The sequence below is a fragment of the Neptuniibacter sp. SY11_33 genome (genome assembly GCF_047778025.1).
Classification (GTDB): Bacteria; Pseudomonadota; Gammaproteobacteria; order Pseudomonadales; family Balneatricaceae; genus Neptuniibacter.
Window position 1 is genome coordinate 3634204 of record NZ_CP180543.1, and the last position, 17285, is coordinate 3651488.

Genomic DNA, 17285 nt, shown 5'->3' on the forward strand with positions numbered 1-17285 from the left:
ACTCCTATTACATTGCTGGTGTAGATTGCAGGCTCTGGAAAGATCGCAAACTGCGCTGAAGCTCATTCTGCAAATTATCGTGGTTTGCTAATACAGGCCGCAACATAATCACAAGTTCAGTTTTACTACCTGCTTGGCGTTTTTGCTTAAACAAGTTACCAACACCTGGAAGATCACCTAAACCTGGCGTTTTAGCACGTAGATCACTGTCAGTAGACTTCATCAAACCGCCAATTACGATCACCTGACCACTCTCTGCACGGACAATACTGTCCGACTCACGTATAGAGCTTAGAGCCAATGGGATATTGAAATCATCTGTACCCACGCTGATCTGTTTCTGCTGATCTACCACTTCCGAAACGGTTGGGTGAATATGTAAAACGATATCACCACTGGCACTGATTTGCGGTGTTACATCCAACGCAATACCAGAGAAGAAAGGTGTCAGCTCAATACTCGGTGACGATGTTGTACTCGTACCTGTCGTTGTCGTATTTTCAACTTCAGTTACAAAAAATTCATCAGTGCCCACTTTGATCACAGCTTTCTGGTTGTTGACAGTCGATACACGCGGGCTCGACAGTACCTGTACATCACCCTGACTACCCAACAACTCAATTACAGCGGTAAAATCACCAATGCTCAGATCAGCTTTGAAGATACCACCAATACCATCATCATTATTTAGACCAACAGAAGACTGGCTAAACAGAGCAGTATTTCCTTGCCCCGGTTTACCTAATACGGACCAATTAACACCCGCTTGGAAACCATTATTAAGGGTTACTTCTAATATTTTCGCTTCAATCACTACCTGACGATGCAGGATCAATTCAGCCTGAGCAAGATATTCACGTACTGTAGATAGCTCGCTAGGTAAAGCACGCACTACCACAACACCCGTCTGCGGGGTTACCACAACCTTGCGGCCTTCACCGGCAACGATAGTCTCTAGTGTACTTTTTAGATTACCCCAGAAATTTGTCGACGTTTTCGTACTAATACGGGTACCAATAACTTCCTCAGAACTGGAGTTTTCACCTGAAGTACTGACAGAACCTGCACTCACCTGAGTATCAGATGTGCCATCACGCTGAATGTCTAAGTAGTTAATCTGGAACAGTTCAGTTTGTAGGGAAGCAGGCAACACTTGATATAAGTTACCCGTACGTTCGAATTCATAACCGTAGACACGCTGAACAGCTTGCATAACTTCAGCAACACTTACATTTTTTAATTCAAGCGAGATGCTACCACCAACCGCTTCATGAACGATCATGTTATAAGGTGTACCTTGCACCAGCCCCATAAAAAAATCTTTAGCTGGTAAAGCCTCAGCTGTAATATCAAAACGCTCTTCGCTTGAAGCCTGACTATTTTGTAAGTTAAGAGGCGGTAAAAGCGCTGGAACAAGAGATGGTGGCGGGGGTGCTGCAGTAACCGCTTTTTTATTCTCTTCAATTGCTTCTTCAATCGCGGATTCACCCACTTGTTTAGTGGTCGTGCCAGCAACAGGCGGAAGTGTCTGACAACCGCTTAAGACAAGAACACTGCCCATCGCAAGAGCATTGAAAATACGTTTCATCATTTTTTCTAGCCTATTTCCCACTCTTAACTTTGCTGAAGCCTTTTCGTTCAGCTAAAGAGATCATCTGATATTCACTTCCAGTGTTCAACTTAACTCCTGTACGGCTGATTTCGACAACTTCGGCACCATCAACCAGATCACCCTGCTGCACACGCTGACCATTAATAATCGCAGAGGGAGTTCGCTTTCCAACAATCAAAGAACTGAGCACATACCCCTGCTCAGGTTTTTTAATGTCACCGATAGCAACATGAGAAGCCAAAGGCTTTGTTGGATCGGCAGGTAAGCGCTCGGCATAAATCGAACTACTGCCAAGCAATGTTATTAATAAAATGACTAATTTAGGCACCTAACCACCCCGCTTCAGAGCTTAAGGTATGAACTTTGATCTTCACTTTTGCAGAAGGATACTCGTCAACTTTGTATTCCAAAGTATCCCAAAAGAACACACCATCCAGCTGTTCTATTTTCTGCAAATAGTCATATAAACCCTGATAAGTCCCTTCCAGCTCTAATTCAAATGGATGAATAAAAATTACAGCTTCTGGTCCCCCAGATTTAGTATCTTTATCAGCATCAACAGGCTTTTCATTTAACTGTTTTGCTACGACAGGTAGGCTCTTTGCGCTCACAAGCGAAATACCTTGTTCGCTGGCTAATACCGATCTTAACAAGCTCAGCATCTGATCAGGTGAAACGAGGTTTGTAGCAGCACGCTTAATATCTTGGTTTGCCTCAGATAACTGGGTACGCAAACGTTTTAGCTCTGCTCTGGCTTCGACATTAGGGTCTTTCGGTTCCTGACTCTTTAACAACTGCAAAACTCGGTCTTGGGCATCGATGCTAGTCTGCATGGCTTCAATTTTACTTGGCACCTTTTGTAACACGATCATCGCAGGCTCAATTAAGAACACAAATATCAATGCTAAAGGTGCAACCAAACCGACTAACAGCAACATAACGCGTTCACGTGCAGTCAGTTCGCTCCATTTACTGTCCCACTCCTGCCAACGCTTATTCATAACTACGCAACTCCGCTAGTGCTTCAAAGCGCACACCATTATTTTCAGCGTTCACATTAAGGGTATTAACACTCATACCCTGGAATTCTTCGGTATTACCTATAGATTCAATCATGGAAGCAACAGACGGACCATCGATAGCCCCCCCGTTCATTGCGAAACGACGTTGATCATTATCGAGTACAAATTGGCTTAACCAACTTTCAGCAAGTGAAGCATCTGCCAGCGCATACAAGTAAGCAGAGAAATTTACGCTCTGCGCAGGCTGCACTTTGTGCAATAAACTTTGTAATGCTTTCCGCGCAGCAATCTCGTCCTTTAAACGCTGTTGCTCTGCCAAAATTTCAGGCTGTACTTGAAGATTACTAAAGCGCGCTTGCTCTGTAGCAACGGCTTGATCAATTTTAACTTTGTCCTGTTGAAGCTTAGCGAACGTGCTTTCCTGCTCAGATGCATACCACTTCAAGCCAAGACCACATAAAAGGGTAACTGCAACAGCTGCGACAGCTACAGTAACGCAACCTTGTAAGCTTAAAAGTTCAAACTTCTTTTTAGATTTGTGAGGATTATAGAGGTTAATTCGCTGTTTCACTTAACCACCTCAGCTTTAGCAAATTCAGTACGTAAAGCCGCAGCAATTGCAACGGTAGCCTGAGTTTGGAGAGATTCTGTAAGGTCTATCTGTGACGATATAAGATTATTCAAATCTAACGAATGAATATCCAATGCAAGGCTATACCGTAATTCGTTCATGAGCGGCGATTCATCCGCTTGCATCGGCATCACTAACAATCGCACACAAGGTGGTTTACCTACCTGACTCTCGTAATAATCAAGAGAGCGCTGAAGTTCCAGCACGGCAGCAGAAGCATTTTCAGGCGACGATGAATGACTATAACTAAGATTACGTGTGAAATACAAAGCGCCATCAGAGAGAAGGTTAATCGAGCTTCCCTCTTCACCAATACTGAAGACAGCCAAGCCCGATTCACTATCAGCAAGGTCTTCCGTAAGATTAAGCAAAGCCAACTCAGGCACATCTACAGCAGTAACATCTAAACCAATCTCACTGCACCAATCAACCCATAGATCTACCTTGGCCTGTTCGGCAGCAACCGCATAGACCATACGAGAGCGGCCTCGGTAAGCATCTTCTGGTAGCTCTATATAATCGATAGCTGCTTGTTCAACATCAAAACTGATCAAATCTTTGACACGCCAGCGTAAAGCTTCAGCAAGCTCTTCATCGGGCACTTCTGGACGCTCGACTAGGTGAATCTGATAGCTTGATTCTGGCAACACCAATGAAGTCTTTGTACCCAAGAGGTTATGCGCTTCTATCAGATCTCTGAAACGTTTGGGTTCAACTAGGGGATTAGTCGACGCGCTGTAGTCACAGCAGGTAAGTTCTGGCTGAGTGTTACCATCTCGAACATGTGCAAAAGAAACTCCTCCCTTATCAATCACGAGGGAGGTTAAACCGTTTTCCGCAGACTTTTTCTTAAGAAATGAAAGCAAGCGTTAACTCCTGCACTATTCGCTTAATTCTCTAACAACAAATCTACCGAGCTTAAACGCTTGTTTCAATCGAAAAGCTCAAGATTAATGATTAAGTAAACATTCAGTAACCGTGTCGGCCATATAAGCAATAACTTAACAGAATCTATATGAATAAGCTGCCCTACCGCCTTGTTTTATCTGATTTTAGAGGTAAAAAGTTACTTTATAACACCACAGATTATTGATCGAACATTCACCTATAGAACTAAAGCCAAAACTAAGGAGTACTGTCTAACTGAACTGGCAAGCACAATTAGACAGGGAAAAATCAACCTACGATACAAACACCATGATCAACATAATGGATCTGACCGGTTACACCTTCGGATAGAGGTGACATAAAGTAGAGGCAAGAGTTACCCACTTCTTCGATAGTCGGTAATTTACCATCGCAAGCCATCTCTTCATTATGCTGGAGCATAGTATCAAAGTCTTTGATACCTCCGGCTGCACGTGTCGCGATTGTACCTGGTGAGATAGAGTTAACACGAATATGCTGAGGACCAAGATCTCGTGCTAAATAACGTGTCGCAGCCTCTAATGCAGCCTTAGCACAACCCATAATGTTGTAATCACCTGTTGCTAAAGCGCTACCAAGATAAGAAAAGTTAACTAACGAACCACCGTTTTTCATCAGGCCTTTAGCGCGCGCAGCCATATCGATAAACGAATAGCATGAAATGTCCATCGCTTGCAGAAAGCCTGTACGTGAACATTCAGAGATCGGAGCATGCAAATCTTCCAATGGACAAAACGCTAAAGAGTGAATCACTCCATCCAACTCTCCCCACTTAGACTCTATCTCTGAGAACACAGCATCCATTTGCTCGGGGAAGGACACATCTAAAGGCATAAAGATATCTGCCCCAAGCTCCTCTGCTAAGGGGCGAACAAAACGCTCAGCCTTGTCATTTAGATAGGTAATGGCCAACTCCGCACCCTGCGCTTTTAAAACCTTAGCGCAGCCATAAGCGATACTTTTATCATTAGCGATACCAACAACAAGTACTTTTTTCCCAGCCATTAACAAATTAGACATTCCTAAAACCCTTATAAATAATCGAAACCATTTCCTATTTTACGCATACGCACAATACAAATATATGACGGTACCGGTAAAGGGGTCGGTAAGAAATAAGATGTTGATCTAAGACAGCTAAAGTTAGTTGCTAGTTGCTAGTTGGAGAGTGCGTTGTGTTTCGATGGCCACATAAAGCAAAAACCCCTGACCGTTTCCGATCAGGGGTTCTTTAATTAAATGCTTGGCGATGACCTACTCTCACATGGGGAAGCCCCACACTACCATCGGCGATGTTGCGTTTCACGTCTGAGTTCGGGATGGATTCAGGTGGTTCCACAACTCTATGGTCGCCAAGCAAAACTGTTACAACTTAGATCTGATTCTTCTTTTATTTGATCTAGATAAGCTTTCGACTGTAGCTCTACTACGCGCTAATTCGTTACTCTCTATCGTCTTACATATCTTACAAGTCACTTGCCAAACGCCTTGGGCGTTATATGGTCAAGCCTCACGGGCAATTAGTATTGGTTAGCTCAACGCCTCACAGCGCTTCCACACCCAACCTATCAACGTCGTAGTCTTCAACGGCCCTTTAGGGGAATCAAGTTCCCAGTGAGATCTCATCTTGAAGGAGGCTTCCCGCTTAGATGCTTTCAGCGGTTATCCCGTCCGAACGTAGCTACCCGGCAATGCAATTGGCATCACAACCGGTACACCAGAGGTTCGTTCACTCCGGTCCTCTCGTACTAGGAGCAACTCTTCTCAAATCTCAAACGCCCACGGCAGATAGGGACCGAACTGTCTCACGACGTTCTAAACCCAGCTCGCGTACCACTTTAAATGGCGAACAGCCATACCCTTGGGACCGGCTTCAGCCCCAGGATGTGATGAGCCGACATCGAGGTGCCAAACACCGCCGTCGATGTGAACTCTTGGGCGGTATCAGCCTGTTATCCCCGGAGTACCTTTTATCCGTTGAGCGATGGCCCTTCCATACAGAACCACCGGATCACTAGAACCTACTTTCGTACCTGCTCGACGTGTCTGTCTCGCAGTCAAGCACCCTTCTACTCTTGCGCTCATTGCATGATTTCCGACCATGCTGAGGGTACCTTCGTGCTCCTCCGTTACTCTTTGGGAGGAGACCGCCCCAGTCAAACTACCCACCACACAATGTCCCCGATCCCGCTTAGGGAACTGGGTTAGAACCTCAACATTACCAGGCTGGTATTTCAAAGGTGGCTCCACTCTATCTGGCGACAGAGTTTCAAAGCCTCCCAGCTATTCTACACAAGTAATGTCAAAGTCCACTGTGAAGCTGTAGTAAAGGTTCACGGGGTCTTTCCGTCTAGCCGCGGGTAAACTGCATCTTAACAGCTATTTCAATTTCACTGAGTCTCGGGTGGAGACAGTGTGGCCATCGTTACGCCATTCGTGCAGGTCGGAACTTACCCGACAAGGAATTTCGCTACCTTAGGACCGTTATAGTTACGGCCGCCGTTTACCGGGGCTTCGATCAAGAGCTTCGCGCAAGCGCTAACCCCATCAATTAACCTTCCGGCACCGGGCAGGCGTCACACCCTATACGTCCTCTTTCGAGTTTGCAGAGTGCTATGTTTTTAATAAACAGTCGCAGCCACCTGGTATCTTCGACCGGCCTCAGCTTAGGGAGTAAATCCCATCACCAAAACCGGCGCACCTTCTCCCGAAGTTACGGTGCCATTTTGCCTAGTTCCTTCACCCGAGTTTTCTCATACGCCTTAGTATTCTCTACCTGACCACCTGTGTCGGTTTAGGGTACGGTTAGTCATAACCTGAAGCTTAGAGGATTTTCCTGGAAGCATGGCATCAACTACTTCAGTCCATAAAGGACCTCGTCATCGGTTCTCGGTCTTAGAAGAGTCCGGATTTACCTAAACTCTAAACCTACAACCTTAAACGCGGACAACCAACGCCGCGCTAGCCTAGCCTTCTCCGTCCCCCCATCGCAGTTATGAGCAGTACAGGAATATTAACCTGTTTCCCATCGGATACGCTCTTCAGCCTCTCCTTAGGGGCCGACTCACCCTACCTCGAATAGCGTTGGATAGGAACCCTTGGTCTTCCGGCGGGGAGGGTTTTCACCTCCCTTATCGTTACTCATGTCAGCATTCGCACTTCTGATACCTCCACGGTGCCTTACAGCTTCCGCTTCAACAGCTTACAGAACGCTCCTCTACCATGCACAAAGTGCATCCGTAGCTTCGGTGTTATGCTTAGCCCCGTTATATCTTCCGCGCGGGCCGACTCGACTAGTGAGCTATTACGCTTTCTTTAAAGGGTGGCTGCTTCTAAGCCAACCTCCTAGCTGTCTAAGCCTTCCCACATCGTTTCCCACTTAGCATAAACTTTGGGACCTTAGCTGACGGTCTGGGTTGTTTCCCTTTCCACGACGGACGTTAGCACCCGCCGTGTGTCTCCCGTGATTGAACTCATGGGTATTCGGAGTTTGCATCGGGTTGGTAAGTCGGGATGACCCCCTAGCCGAAACAGTGCTCTACCCCCCATGGTTAGACACGAGGCACTACCTAAATAGTTTTCGAGGAGAACCAGCTATCTCCGAGTTTGATTAGCCTTTCACTCCTATCCACAAGTCATCCGCTGGCTTTTCAACGACAGTCGGTTCGGTCCTCCAATGCATGTTACTGCATCTTCAACCTGCCCATGGATAGATCACTCGGTTTCGGGTCTACTCCTAGCGACTGGACGCCCTATTAAGACTCGGTTTCCCTACGGCTCCGCAAATGCTTAACCTTGCCACTAAAAGTAAGTCGCTGACCCATTATACAAAAGGTACGCAGTCACCGTCCTAAAACGGCTCCCACTGCTTGTACGTACACGGTTTCAGGGTCTATTTCACTCCCCTCACAGGGGTTCTTTTCGCCTTTCCCTCACGGTACTGGTTCACTATCGGTCAGTCAGGAGTATTTAGCCTTGGAGGATGGTCCCCCCATATTCAGACAGCGTTTCACGTGTGCCGTCCTACTCGATTTCACTTTAAAAGGTTTTTCACATACGGGGCTATCACCCACTATGGCCACACTTTCCAGAGTGTTCTGTTAAACCTAATAAAGCTTAAGGGCTAATCCCCGTTCGCTCGCCGCTACTTAGGGAATCTCGGTTGATTTCTTTTCCTCTGGGTACTTAGATGTTTCAGTTCCCCAGGTTCGCCTCTAATAACCTATGTATTCAGTTAAAAGATACCTATAAATAGGTGGGTTTCCCCATTCGGAAATGTCCGGATCAAAGCTTGTTTACCAGCTCCCCGAACCTTATCGCAGGTTACAACGTCCTTCATCGCCTCTGACTGCCAAGGCATCCACCGTGCACGCTTAGTCACTTGACCATATAACCCGAAGGCGTCTGGAATCACAGTAACTTGTATTGCTAGTAACGATAGATTTCGCCGAATTGGCGCATGCAGTAAAACTACATGTCTTAAATCTAAATCAAATGAATCAAATCCAAATTGTTAAAGAGCGTTTAAAGCAAAAAAGCTTTAAAAGATAATGTCTTACATGACAATATGTTTTAAAACTCTTCCTTTCTCATCCCAAGGATGATGGTGGAGCTATGCGGGATCGAACCGCAGACCTCCTGCGTGCAAAGCAGGCGCTCTCCCAGCTGAGCTATAGCCCCAAGAAAAACAGTAAGGCTATTGATTGGTAGGCCTGAGTGGACTTGAACCACCGACCTCACCCTTATCAGGGGTGCGCTCTAACCAGCTGAGCTACAAGCCTACACCGTTGCTCTTAACTTCTCTGATCAGATAATTCGTGTGAACGCTTGCCGAGAATCGGCTTTCGTTTAAGGAGGTGATCCAGCCCCAGGTTCCCCTAGGGCTACCTTGTTACGACTTCACCCCAGTCATGAACCACACCGTGGTAACCGCCCTCCCGAAGGTTAAGCTAGCTACTTCTGGTGCAATCCACTCCCATGGTGTGACGGGCGGTGTGTACAAGGCCCGGGAACGTATTCACCGTGGCATTCTGATCCACGATTACTAGCGATTCCGACTTCATGGAGTCGAGTTGCAGACTCCAATCCGGACTACGACCGGTTTTGTGAGATTAGCTTACCTTCGCAGGTTTGCAGCCCTCTGTACCGACCATTGTAGCACGTGTGTAGCCCAACTCGTAAGGGCCATGATGACTTGACGTCGTCCCCACCTTCCTCCGGTTTGTCACCGGCAGTCTCCTTAGAGTTCCCACCATTACGTGCTGGCAAATAAGGACAAGGGTTGCGCTCGTTACGGGACTTAACCCAACATTTCACAACACGAGCTGACGACAGCCATGCAGCACCTGTCTCTGCGTTCCCGAAGGCACCAAGCTATCTCTAGCAAGTTCGCAGGATGTCAAGAGTTGGTAAGGTTCTTCGCGTTGCGTCGAATTAAACCACATGCTCCACCGCTTGTGCGGGCCCCCGTCAATTCATTTGAGTTTTAACCTTGCGGCCGTACTCCCCAGGCGGTCTACTTATCGCGTTAGCTGCGCCACTAAAAGATCAAGTCTCCCAACGGCTAGTAGACATCGTTTACGGCGTGGACTACCAGGGTATCTAATCCTGTTTGCTCCCCACGCTTTCGCACCTCAGTGTCAATATCGGTCCAGGTAGTCGCCTTCGCCACTGGTGTTCCTTCCTATATCTACGCATTTCACCGCTACACAGGAAATTCCACTACCCTCTACCGTATTCTAGATTGGCAGTATCAGGTGCAGTTCCAAGGTTGAGCCCTGGGCTTTCACATCTGACTGACCAATCCACCTACGCGCGCTTTACGCCCAGTAATTCCGATTAACGCTCGCACCCTCCGTATTACCGCGGCTGCTGGCACGGAGTTAGCCGGTGCTTCTTCTGCAGTTAACGTCACAGCTGCACGGTATTAACGTACAACCTTTCCTCACTGCTGAAAGTGCTTTACAACCCTAGGGCCTTCTTCACACACGCGGCATGGCTGCATCAGGCTTGCGCCCATTGTGCAATATTCCCCACTGCTGCCTCCCGTAGGAGTCTGGACCGTGTCTCAGTTCCAGTGTGGCTGATCATCCTCTCAGACCAGCTAGAGATCGTTGCCTTGGTGAGCCATTACCTCACCAACAAGCTAATCTCACGCAGGCTCATCCAATAGTGCAAGGTCCGAAGATCCCCTGCTTTCCCCCTTAGGGCGTATGCGGTATTAGACCAAATTTCTCTGGCTTATCCCCCGCTACTGGGTAGATTCCTACGCGTTACTCACCCGTCCGCCACTCGTCATCAACTAGCAAGCTAGTCATGTTACCGTTCGACTTGCATGTGTTAGGCCTGCCGCCAGCGTTCAATCTGAGCCATGATCAAACTCTTCAGTTTAAATCATTGTTGTTACCAGGAATGTGGTAACGGGCTCTAGTACTAAACAACCGGATAACATTCTTAAGAACGTTAAACCTTTGTAAATCGCTTTAAATGAATTCACTTGGTTGCTTGTCTAGAAAAAGCTTGCTTCTTCTCAACAAGCGCCCACACGAATTATCTGATCAAATTGTTAAAGAGCGTTGCTTTTTGACTCTCCGCTGACTCAGCGTTTCGTCTCAAGCGAGGCGCATATTCTACTGTGCGCTCATTCAAAGTCAACCGTTTATTTTGCAATTTTGTAAAAACTATTTACTCAGCAAACGAACTTTGAACACTGATCCGCAAGCAACCTAAAAAACAAATGTTTTCAATCACTTACCGAACACCTTATTTGGCTCTCCAACCCCTTAAAAAGCGGCCTCCCCAAGCAAGGACGGCGAATTATAGAGACTTCCCAAACAACGTCAACAGCACATGGTAAAAAAAACACAAAAAGTGAATAAATATTCAATTTTGTTTATTAGTTATACAGCATTGATTAGTTACTGTTCTACAGACATAAAAAAACGGTGCTTATCTTTCCATAAACACCGTTTTTAGAATCCACTATCTAGTTTTTAATTACTATTTACTATTTTTTTCTTGTTCTTCATCTGCAGCAGCGAACTCATCAGCAAGCTCTTCATCATCTGTATTCTTTCTTACAAAGATAACACCTAAGATGATGCCTGCTTCAAATAATAGCCACATTGGAAGCGCTAACAAGCTTTGTGAAATTACATCTGGTGGTGTTAACAACATCCCCAAGACAAAGCAGCCAACAATCACATAAGCTCGTTTCTGTCTTAGACCAACAACAGTCGCCGCTCCTGACCAAATCAATAACAGAGTCGCAATCGGGATTTCAAATACAATACCAAATGCAAAGAACAGCTTTAGTACGAAGTTCAGGTAGCTGCTTATATCCGTCATTACCGCAACATTTTCTGGCCCAACACTAGTAAAGAAGCCAAAGATAAGCGGAAACACCACAAAGTAGGCAAATGCAATACCAGCATAAAACAGAAAGATACTCGATATTAACAACGGTATTGCAAAACGTTTTTCGTGCTTATATAAGCCAGGCGCTATAAAACCCCATATTTGGTGCAATACAAACGGCATCGCTAGAAAGATTGCAGCGACAAGCGTTAACTTAAAAGGCGCAAAGAATGGAGAAGTAACATCGGTCGCAATCATGCTTGTACCCGATGGTAACAATGCAGTTAACGGCGATGATAGATAGGTATATAGATCATTGGCGAAATAAAATAAGCCAAGAAAGAAACCTAAAATAATAAGTAGGATAAACATTAGCCTCTGGCGCAATTCAACCAGATGGCTAATTAATGGCTGTTCCTGATCGTGTTCAGGCTGCGGATTGCTCATGCTTTTCCTGTACTGCTATTGTCATCAGCCTTGCTAGGCTCATTCGCAGATTGAGGCTTTTCTTCTGTTGCTTCTGGCGGAACAATCTTAGAGCTAACTGGAACTTCTTCTTTTAATGCATCATTAAATGGCTGGCGCATCTCATCAAGTTCTTTTTCTAACTCGTGTTTCTGAATAGCCGTAGTACGTTTTAATTCTTCTACTCTTAGCTCTTCGCTAATTTCTGTCTGTATAGAGGAGACAGTACGTTTTATACGCCCCATCCACATTCCGACAGTTCTAACAGCAGTTGGCAATTTATCTGGTCCAAGAACAACCAATGCAACTACTGCAACAATGAGTAGCTCGGCAAAACCGATATCAAACATAGTTAAAGCCTGTTACTTGTCAGACTTCTGCTCATCTTTTACGTCGTCAGCTTTTTTAGCCTCTGTAAAATCAGCGTCTTCCTGTTTGATCTGTTTATTTTCAGCTTCTTCTTTGGCTTTTTCTTCTTCTGTCATGGCTTTCTTAAAGCCTTTAACAGCACCGCCTAGATCACTGCCGATGTTTTTGAATTTTTTAGTGCCAAAAATCAGAATAATAATGGCCAAAATAATCAATAGCTGCCAAATACTGATACCACCTAAACCCATTTTTACTCTCCGCTATCACATGGCAATTGTCTTAACTGCCATCATAGAAATCTGTTGGAATGATCTAAATTACGTAAGCTTGCGCACGCATTAGGATCTATATTTATTTTTTAGCGCGTGACGCTTTTTCTTCTAGGCCCGACAGATCAAATCTGCGCGCCAATTCATCTAGGACTGCCTGAGGCTCTTCGCCTAGATGCGATAGTGCAACTAAGCTATGAAACCAAAGATCAGCCGTCTCATAGATGACATCTTTATTGTCACCGCTGGTCTGTGCGTCTTTAGCTGCCAGAATTGTTTCTGTTGCTTCTTCACCGACCTTCTCTAAGATCTTATTCAAGCCCTTAGCGTGTAAGCTAGATACATATGAACTATCTGGGGCTGCTGATTTACGCTGTTCCAGAACTTCACCCAGCTGAGTTAATACGTCGCTCATTTATTCACTCACTTTCAATTAAGACTAACTTACGTGCGGAAGCATACCCGATCAATATTGCTTCCACCATCCCCTCCTAAAGGAGGATCATGAACGTTTCAACATTAGTACTATGCCGACACCCGCCAGAACCCAACTACTGACTGGTAAATCACATAGCCATTCCATTACATCTGGATTAGCAACAGCTATAGCACTCGCAATGAGTATCAACCCTAGATTGCGTCTTCTTGAAGCTTTATTTTCTAATGTTTCTTTCGCTTGCTGATAAGCTCTAATATCACGCTGACGTGCGCTATCTAAATTCCTGATCTGATTTAGAGAGTCAAAAATCAACTGCGGCATATGCGGCATTTTTTCTAGCCAATCAGGCGCTTGCTGTTTGATAGAACGATAAACACCTTTTGGCCCCATTCGCTCTTTCATCCAGTTCTCTAAAAACGGCTTACCCGTTTCCCACAGATCAAGATCAGGATAAAGCTGTCGTCCTAAGCCTTCGATATTTAGAAGCGTTTTCTGTAGAAGTACTAGCTGTGGCTGTACCTCCATATTGAAGCGACGCGCTGTTTGGAACAAACCTAAAAGAACCTGGCCAAAAGATATATCTTTTAACGGCTTTTCGAAGATCGGCTCACACACACTGCGGATAGCCGTTTCAAATGCATCCACATTAGTGTCGGCAGGCACCCAGCCTGAATCGACGTGCAATTGCGCTACCATACGGTAGTCACGTTTGAAGAAAGCTAGGAAGTTGCGGGCTAGGTAGCTTTGATCTTCTGGGGTAAGCGAGCCAATGATCCCAAAATCTACCGCGATATATTGTGGTGAACTTGGATTATTGCGAGATACAAAAATATTACCTGGGTGCATATCCGCATGGAAAAAGCTGTCGCGAAATACCTGAGTAAAGAAGATTTCTACGCCACGTTCAGCCAGCGCTTTCATATCGGTATTTTGCTCATTTAACTGATCAACTTCAGCAACGGGAATACCGTGAATACGCTCCATTACGAGTACATTAGAACGCGTATAATCCCAGTAAATTTCAGGGATATAAAGAATATCGCTGTTTTCAAAGTTACGTCTTAACTGAGATCCATTAGCGGCTTCTTTGCGCAGATCTAGCTCATCAAAAATTGTCTGTTCATATTCAGAGACCACTTCTACCGGGCGCAAGCGACGCCCTTCTTCCCAAACGACATGAACAAGACGCGCTAAGCTAAAGAGAAGGTCCACATCTTTACGAATGGTTTTACCAATACCTGGGCGGATAACTTTAACGACCACTTCGCTACCGTCAAGCATGGTCGCTTTGTGAACCTGAGCGACCGAAGCCGATGCCATTGGCTCAACCTCAAACTCAGCAAAAAGCTCAGTTACGGGTTTTTCCAGTGCTTTTTCAATCAACCCTTGTGCTTGCGGACCAGAGAATGGCGGTACACGATCCTGTAGTTTTTTTAGCTCCTCTGCCAGATCATCCGGCAATAGATCTCGGCGAGTGGATAGCATCTGACCGAATTTAACAAAAACGGGACCCAAAGCTTCTAACGCTAAACGAACACGTACCGCTTGCGGTTGCTTTGCTGGAATAAATAAACGCCAAGGCAATAACCAAAACAGGCATCGAACATACCAAGGAAGGGCTAAACCCAAAAATAGAGTATCCAATCGATACCGAGCAAAAACCTGAACGATCTTCAGAATTCGCGATAGACGTTTCACAGCCGGGAAACCTTGTTGCTAAAAATTAATAGGTAAGTAGTGACTTTACTTAGTTCTGACTAAGTTACGGCCATCTTCTTTTGCTTGATACAATGCTTCATCAGCACGGGTAAAGACATCATCAAGAGAATCACCCTCTTTGATTTCTGTTACGCCGAACGACATTGTAATCCCCACGGGCTTGCCATGGAAATTAAATGGGCTGCTGGCTAAAGATTCTCGCAATTTTTCCATTGCCTGCGAGGCTTCTTCTGCACCAGTAGAAGGAAGGATAATAATAAACTCTTCGCCGCCGTAACGACCAACAAAGTCCGTTACACGGATATTTTTAGTGATAACTTTAGCCACCAAACGTAGCACTTTATCACCAGCTAAGTGACCGTAGGTGTCGTTAATTTTCTTAAAGAAATCCAGATCACCAACTACAACTGAAAACGCAGTACGGTAACGCGACCAACGCTCATATTCCTGATCAATATGTTCATCGTATGCAGCACGGTTTGGTAAGCCTGTAAGAGGGTCTGTACGTGCGCGCAGGCGTTCCTCTTCCATATGAGCCTTAACCTTACGCGTTTCCTGCTCCATGATTTCAACTTTATCGATCAAGTCTTCATAACGACCTTGTAATCGCTGTTCGCGCTCTTCCTCTTTCTTTTTGAAGCTATCCATAGCACGAACAAGGCCCGAGAGTTGCAGTGAAACCGCTTTCTTCAGGTCTGTAATATCATTGGTATTCTTAACAGTGTGATGCAGTTTTTTAACGTCACGTCGAACCTGAATATCAAGATCACGCTGATTCTGACCGATCTCTTGCTGTTCTTGGCGGCTATCAACTACAAAAGTTTGGACCTCGGTTAAACGCGTGCTGAGTTCCAATAGGTAATTTTCGAAGTCTTCACTGGTATTACTGGTAGATTTGATCACCAGTTGAACAACTTGATGTACGATCTCTGGCAGATGAGGTAGCTCAAAGCCATCTTCGATGCGTTTTACCAGCTTACGTGCGTTCGGGTTTTCCTCTTTAGGCACATATAAGCCACTGATAAGCTCTAATAGCTCAGCACCAATACGTTTTAAGAGTAACTTAACTTCATCGCCCAAGGCATCGGTTGTGGCAGTCGTATCTAAAGAGAAATCACTGTCACTAATTTCAGCGCTCTCTTCTGTACCTGTTTCAATATGGCTTTGAAGCTCAATCAGGTCCGCAAGAACGGCAGGTAGTTCGTAGCCTTTATCTTCGACTTCATTGCTGCGACGTTCGAGAGAATCTAGTAGGTTTTGTGATCCGCTATTTTGCACTTGAGTGCGAAGCATACGAATCCACTTTAGAAGTGCTGCAACAGTTTGCTTAGCCGTTTTACCACGAAGGTCTTCACGATGTTGAACTTGTTTTTCAATTCGACGACTGATTTTTTGTAAAAAGCCGAGATGTTCTGTGCACTGTTCATGCAGTAGTGGTTTTAATGCTGCTAGTTCGGCATCAAATTGAGGATTATCACCTTCCAAACCGATAGACATATAGCCGGCTAATTGGCGTAGCTGCTGTTCAGTATCAACACTTTTACGCTCAAACTGCTCAAACTCTAGAGTCAGTTCCCGGTATTTTTTCTTCCAGTCTACCTGTTCTTCTGCCACACCAGTTCCTCGGAGTACACAACTTCAACATCAGTCAGACTTCATGTTAGTCGAACTCTGTTCTTCGCACTAGGTCTGATATCAATCAGATATAAAAAAACGCCCTCTAGAGGGCGTTTTTCGTGGATATTTTATTTACTTGCTAGAAGAGCGTTCCTTCTCGACAAGGAAATCAACGACTTCAAGCATCTTCTTATGGCCACCAGCCATACCTGCTGTAACATGATATTTACCATTCACAACCATCGCAGGCACACCTTTAATACCATAATTTTGTAATTGCTGACGGCCCTGATTGAGCTTAGTTTCAACAGCAAAGGAGTTGAACAGGCTCTGGAATTTACCTGTATCTACACCTAGATTACCGTAGAAGTCTACAAAATCTTCTTTACCTCTAAAACGACGTCGTTCAACGTGAATAGCATGAAAAGTCGCTTCATGAGTTTTATCCAACGTTTTCATAAATTCAGACGCATAGAAAGCTCGAGCCATCAATTCCCAACTTGGATTCCAAGCAGCAGGCGTACGAACAAATTTTACATCTTCGTTTTGGTTCTTTTCCCAATGCTTAATCAATGGCTCAAAGTTATTACAGTGCGGACATGGGTATCCGAACATTTCAATGACTTCAATTTGATTTTTATGTTTGTTCAAACCGACAACAGGAACTTTTGCGTAGTGAACACCTTCTTTAAAATCTTCCGCCTGTGCCATAAACGGCAAAAGCAATGCCACTAACATCAACCCAAACTTTTTCATTATTCTTTGCTCCGAAAACAATAGGACCGGGTGGTAGACAATAAAATAAAACCTAAGTTCCTACCACGTACAAAAAAGGCAGCCTAAGCTGCCTTTATTGAAT

Annotated in this window: 13 protein-coding genes, 2 tRNA genes and 3 rRNA genes; all 18 read right to left on the reverse strand. The window is 45.1% G+C overall.

All coding sequences use genetic code 11. The features are described from left to right. Window positions 1–7: 7 nt before the first annotated feature. Window positions 8–1591 (reverse strand): pilus (MSHA type) biogenesis protein MshL, encoded by a 1584-nt coding sequence (gene mshL / locus ACMXYV_RS17295; RefSeq protein ID WP_415889643.1) that lies wholly within the window; start codon window positions 1589–1591, stop codon window positions 8–10. A 10-nt stretch (window positions 1592–1601) separates the two neighbouring features. After that, a complete protein-coding gene (locus tag ACMXYV_RS17300) occupies window positions 1602–1940 on the reverse strand; it encodes a hypothetical protein (protein WP_415889644.1) in 339 nt (112 codons plus the stop codon). Next, window positions 1933–2613: a hypothetical protein gene (locus ACMXYV_RS17305; RefSeq protein ID WP_415889645.1), complete on the reverse strand. Its 681-nt coding sequence runs from the start codon at window positions 2611–2613 to the stop codon at window positions 1933–1935. The genes ACMXYV_RS17300 and ACMXYV_RS17305 overlap by 8 nt, the downstream gene beginning before the upstream one ends. After that, window positions 2606–3205, reverse strand: a complete 600-nt coding sequence (locus ACMXYV_RS17310; RefSeq protein WP_415889646.1) for a hypothetical protein — start codon at window positions 3203–3205, stop codon at window positions 2606–2608. The genes ACMXYV_RS17305 and ACMXYV_RS17310 overlap by 8 nt, the downstream gene beginning before the upstream one ends. Then, a complete protein-coding gene (gene pilM / locus ACMXYV_RS17315) occupies window positions 3202–4131 on the reverse strand; it encodes a pilus assembly protein PilM (RefSeq protein WP_415889647.1) in 930 nt (309 codons plus the stop codon). Before pilM ends, ACMXYV_RS17310 begins: the two co-directional genes overlap by 4 nt. A 310-nt stretch (window positions 4132–4441) precedes the next feature. Then, window positions 4442–5212 carry an enoyl-ACP reductase FabI gene (gene fabI, locus ACMXYV_RS17320; RefSeq protein ID WP_415889648.1) on the reverse strand — a complete coding sequence of 257 codons (771 nt, stop codon included), beginning with the start codon at window positions 5210–5212 and terminating at the stop codon, window positions 4442–4444. Window positions 5213–5433: 221 nt separating this feature from the next. Continuing rightward, a 5S ribosomal RNA gene (gene rrf, locus ACMXYV_RS17325) occupies window positions 5434–5549 on the reverse strand. 142 nt (window positions 5550–5691) lie between these two features. Continuing rightward, window positions 5692–8579 (reverse strand): 23S ribosomal RNA (locus ACMXYV_RS17330). 217 nt (window positions 8580–8796) lie between these two features. After that, window positions 8797–8872: transfer RNA gene (locus ACMXYV_RS17335), tRNA-Ala, on the reverse strand. 24 nt (window positions 8873–8896) lie between these two features. After that, window positions 8897–8973, reverse strand: a tRNA-Ile gene (locus ACMXYV_RS17340). 68 nt (window positions 8974–9041) lie between these two features. Beyond that, window positions 9042–10582, reverse strand: a 16S ribosomal RNA gene (locus ACMXYV_RS17345). The 16S, 23S and 5S rRNA genes sit together here with 2 tRNA genes alongside, the layout of an rRNA operon. 609 nt (window positions 10583–11191) lie before the next feature. Then, window positions 11192–11995 carry a twin-arginine translocase subunit TatC gene (gene tatC / locus ACMXYV_RS17350; RefSeq protein ID WP_415889649.1) on the reverse strand — a complete coding sequence of 268 codons (804 nt, stop codon included), beginning with the start codon at window positions 11993–11995 and terminating at the stop codon, window positions 11192–11194. Further along, window positions 11992–12363, reverse strand: coding sequence for a Sec-independent protein translocase protein TatB (gene tatB / locus ACMXYV_RS17355; protein ID WP_415889650.1), 372 nt, complete (start codon window positions 12361–12363; stop codon window positions 11992–11994). Before tatB ends, tatC begins: the two co-directional genes overlap by 4 nt. Window positions 12364–12375: 12 nt before the next feature. Continuing rightward, window positions 12376–12630: a Sec-independent protein translocase subunit TatA gene (tatA, locus tag ACMXYV_RS17360; protein WP_415889651.1), complete on the reverse strand. Its 255-nt coding sequence runs from the start codon at window positions 12628–12630 to the stop codon at window positions 12376–12378. A 103-nt stretch (window positions 12631–12733) separates the two neighbouring features. Beyond that, window positions 12734–13066, reverse strand: coding sequence for a phosphoribosyl-ATP diphosphatase (locus tag ACMXYV_RS17365; protein ID WP_415889652.1), 333 nt, complete (start codon window positions 13064–13066; stop codon window positions 12734–12736). Window positions 13067–13153: 87 nt separating this feature from the next. After that, the gene (gene ubiB, locus ACMXYV_RS17370; RefSeq protein ID WP_415889653.1) at window positions 13154–14788 is read right to left on the reverse strand and encodes a ubiquinone biosynthesis regulatory protein kinase UbiB; all 1635 of its coding nucleotides are present in this window, start codon (window positions 14786–14788) and stop codon (window positions 13154–13156) included. 45 nt (window positions 14789–14833) lie between these two features. After that, entirely contained in the window at window positions 14834–16423 is a 1590-nt protein-coding gene (locus ACMXYV_RS17375; RefSeq protein WP_415889654.1) for a diguanylate cyclase, read from the reverse strand. Between the two features lie 135 nt (window positions 16424–16558). Then, complete coding sequence (locus ACMXYV_RS17380) at window positions 16559–17182, reverse strand: thiol:disulfide interchange protein DsbA/DsbL (RefSeq protein WP_415889655.1); 624 nt, start codon at window positions 17180–17182, stop codon at window positions 16559–16561. Between the last annotated feature and the right edge of the window lie 103 nt (window positions 17183–17285).

Excerpts from the sequence above, each read along its gene's own strand:
- ACMXYV_RS17380 (WP_415889655.1), bottom strand. The coding sequence starts at position 17,182 with ATGAAAAAGTTTGGGTTGATGTTAGTGGCATTGCTTTTGCCGTTTATG.
- ACMXYV_RS17305 (WP_415889645.1), bottom strand. The coding sequence starts at position 2,613 with ATGAATAAGCGTTGGCAGGAGTGGGACAGTAAATGGAGCGAACTGACT.
- fabI (WP_415889648.1), bottom strand. The coding sequence starts at position 5,212 with ATGTCTAATTTGTTAATGGCTGGGAAAAAAGTACTTGTTGTTGGTATC.
- ACMXYV_RS17365 (WP_415889652.1), bottom strand. The coding sequence starts at position 13,066 with ATGAGCGACGTATTAACTCAGCTGGGTGAAGTTCTGGAACAGCGTAAA.
- tatC (WP_415889649.1), bottom strand. The coding sequence starts at position 11,995 with ATGAGCAATCCGCAGCCTGAACACGATCAGGAACAGCCATTAATTAGC.
- tatB (WP_415889650.1), bottom strand. The coding sequence starts at position 12,363 with ATGTTTGATATCGGTTTTGCCGAGCTACTCATTGTTGCAGTAGTTGCA.
- mshL (WP_415889643.1), bottom strand. The coding sequence starts at position 1,591 with ATGATGAAACGTATTTTCAATGCTCTTGCGATGGGCAGTGTTCTTGTC.
- tatA (WP_415889651.1), bottom strand. The coding sequence starts at position 12,630 with ATGGGTTTAGGTGGTATCAGTATTTGGCAGCTATTGATTATTTTGGCC.